The organism is Chthonomonas sp. (genome assembly GCF_035294505.1).
Classification (GTDB): domain Bacteria; phylum Armatimonadota; class Chthonomonadetes; order Chthonomonadales; family Chthonomonadaceae; genus Chthonomonas.
In genome coordinates this window covers 1-2888 of record NZ_DATGKU010000006.1, presented here as the reverse complement: position 1 = coordinate 2888, position 2888 = coordinate 1, and the positions used below count along the sequence as shown (strand labels likewise).

General features: G+C 55.9%; 1 protein-coding gene. It reads left to right on the top strand.

The annotated features are described in order from the left end of the window. Nucleotides 1-2888, top strand: a 2888-nt coding sequence (gene dnaE / locus VKV18_RS00240; protein WP_324202222.1) for a DNA polymerase III subunit alpha, incomplete at both ends; no start/stop codon positions are given.

The window sequence follows — 2888 nt, the reverse complement described above, 5'->3', positions numbered from 1 at the left end:
GCCCCACGCCGTTGTACCGACAAACAACCCAAGCTCGACCAGGCAGCCTACCACATGGTCTTATTAGCCCGCAATTTGCAGGGCTATAAAAACCTTCTCAAGCTCACCTCCATCGCGGCTCTGGAGGGTTTCTACTACAAGCCCCGTATAGATCGTGAGCTGATTCAGCGCTACTCGGAGGGGCTTATCGGCACCTCTGCCTGCCTCGGCAGTGAGATATGTACGGCCATTGTCAGCAAGGATTATAAGCGCGCCCTCGACACAGCAGCCTACTATAAAGATGTTTTTGGAGACGGCAACTTCTACATCGAACTGCAGAATCACTCCCTGCCCGAGCAGATCGAGTGTAACAAGCATCTCCTTAAAATCGCCCGTCAACTTCATTTGCCGGTCATCTGTTCCAACGACGTGCACTATCTCAGCAAACAAGATGCCGATGCGCACGACATTCTGCTCTGCATCGGCACCGGCTCCACGGTAAACGATCCCAACCGTCTTCGATATGCCACGCAGGAGTTCTATCTGAAAAGCGAACAGGAGATGCGGGCGCTTTTCGCCGACTATCAAGACGCGGTGGAGAACACACTGGGCATCGCCGAGAAATGCAATGTGGAGTTAGAGTTTGGTCGCTGTCCTCTCCCATGTCCCGATATTCCTCCGGGGCTTACCCCTCATCAATACCTAACGCAATTGGCCGAGGAAGGGCTTCAACGGCGCTATAACGGCAATCCTTCCGAAAAGGTGATAGCACGTCTGCGCTATGAGCTAGACATCATCGAAAAAACCGGTTTTTCGCAGTACATCCTTATCGTGCGCGATTTTGCCCGCTTTGCCGCCCAGAGGGGCATCTTTTTCGGGGTGCGCGGTTCAGCTGCCGGCAGCCTCGTCTCTTATCTCATCGGGATCACCGACGTAGACCCCGTGGAATACGGTCTCACCTTTGAGCGCTTCCTTAACCCGGAGCGCGTTCAGATGCCGGATGTAGACATGGATTTCGAGGATGCTCGCCGGGCCGAGGTCATCGAGTACGTCACCAAAAAGTATAGCCCTCATCAAGACGACCCCACGCAGGCGCGAGTTGCCCAAATCATCACCTTTGGAACCCTGCAGGCGCGGGCTGTGCTGCGCGACGCCGGCCGTGCTCTCGGAATGCCTATGGCCGATGTGGAGCGCCTCTGCAAGATGATTCCTACCCACCCCATCGGCATGACGATAGACAAAACTCTTGAGATCAATCAGGAGTTTCGCAACGCCTACATTCGAGACCCGCAGGCGCATAAACTTATTGACACGGCCCGCCGCCTAGAGGGCATAGCGCGCCATGCCTCCGTACATGCCGCCGGCGTGATCATCTCGCACGAACCCCTCGTGGAATACACCCCTCTCACCCGCTCGGCCGACGGTGGCTGCGTTACCCAATATGTGGCCTCAACCCTCGAAAAAATCGGCCTCTTGAAGATGGATTTTCTGGGCCTCATCAACCTGTCCATTCTCGCCCAGGCGGTGCGCAATGTGGAGCAGACCACCGGCAAGAAGATAGATGTACGCAAGCTGCCCCTCGACGACCAGAAAACCTTCGAGCTGTTGGCCCGAGGGGAAACGGTGGGGGTGTTCCAGTTAGAGTCGCCTCAAATGCGGCGCTACATTGCCGAGCTAAAACCCTCCAGCGTGCGCGATCTGGCAGCCATGGTAGCCCTCTATCGCCCGGGCCCTATGGCCCATATCCCGCGTTTTATTCGGTGTAAACATGGGCTGGAAAAGATCGAATATCCTCACCCGTGGCTGGAAGATATCTTGAAAGAGACCTATGGGGTTATCGTCTATCAAGACCAGGTGATGCAGATCGCACAGGTGATTGCAGGCTATACGCTTGGGCAAGCCGATATTCTCCGGCGTGCGATGGGCAAGAAGAAAAAGGAAGAGATGGTAAAACAGCGCGCCAACTTCTTAGCCGGGGCAAAAGCCAAGGGCGTGCCCGAAAAGAAAGCGAATGAGATATTTGATCTTATGGAGCCGTTTGCCGGCTATGCCTTCAACAAGGCGCACGCCGTGTGTTATGCCATGGTGGCCTACCAAACGGCCTACCTCAAAGCCAACTATCCGGTGGAGTATATGGCGGCGCTTATGGCCTGCTTCAGCGAGAAGAGCGACAAGCTGGTAACCTGCATGGAAGAATGCAAGCGCATGGGCATTGCGGTGCTGCCACCCGACATCAATATCAGTCAGGCCGACTTCACCGTGGAGCCGCTGCCCAATGGTGCCAAGGCCATTCGCTTTGGCCTATCGGCCATCAAAAATGTGGGTCGAGCCGCTGTGGAAGCCATTCTGAAAGCGCGAGAGGAGGGGGGGTCATTTACAAGTTTGGCGGACTTCTGCTGCCGAACTTTGGGCAATGATGGGGGCGTTTCTCGCACCATCGTGGAAACGCTCATTCTGGCCGGTGCTTTTGCCGACCTACCAGGGCACAACAATCGGCGTGCGCTCATGGAGGCGCTGGATGCCTGCTGCCAGGCCGCAGCACGCGCCCAGCGCGATAAGAAACTAGGACAAGCCTCCCTTGCCGACATCTTCCTCTCCGATGAGACCTCGGTGGAGGAGGTGACCATTCCCGATGTGCCCGACTATCCCTCCCTTCAGCTTTTGGGGTATGAGCGTGAGTTGCTCGGTTTGTATATCTCCGAGCATCCGCTGCAAGCCTTTCAGGAAACCTTCCGACGGCGCCGTGTTATCCCTATTGCCGATCTGCCGGAGCTGCCCGACAAGCAGGAGGTGTTGATCGGCGGAATCGTAACATCGGTCAAGCTGTTTACCTCCAAAAAGAGCGGCGAGCCTATGGCCTTCTTCATATTGGAAGATATGACGGGCAACGTCTCGTGCACCATCTTTCC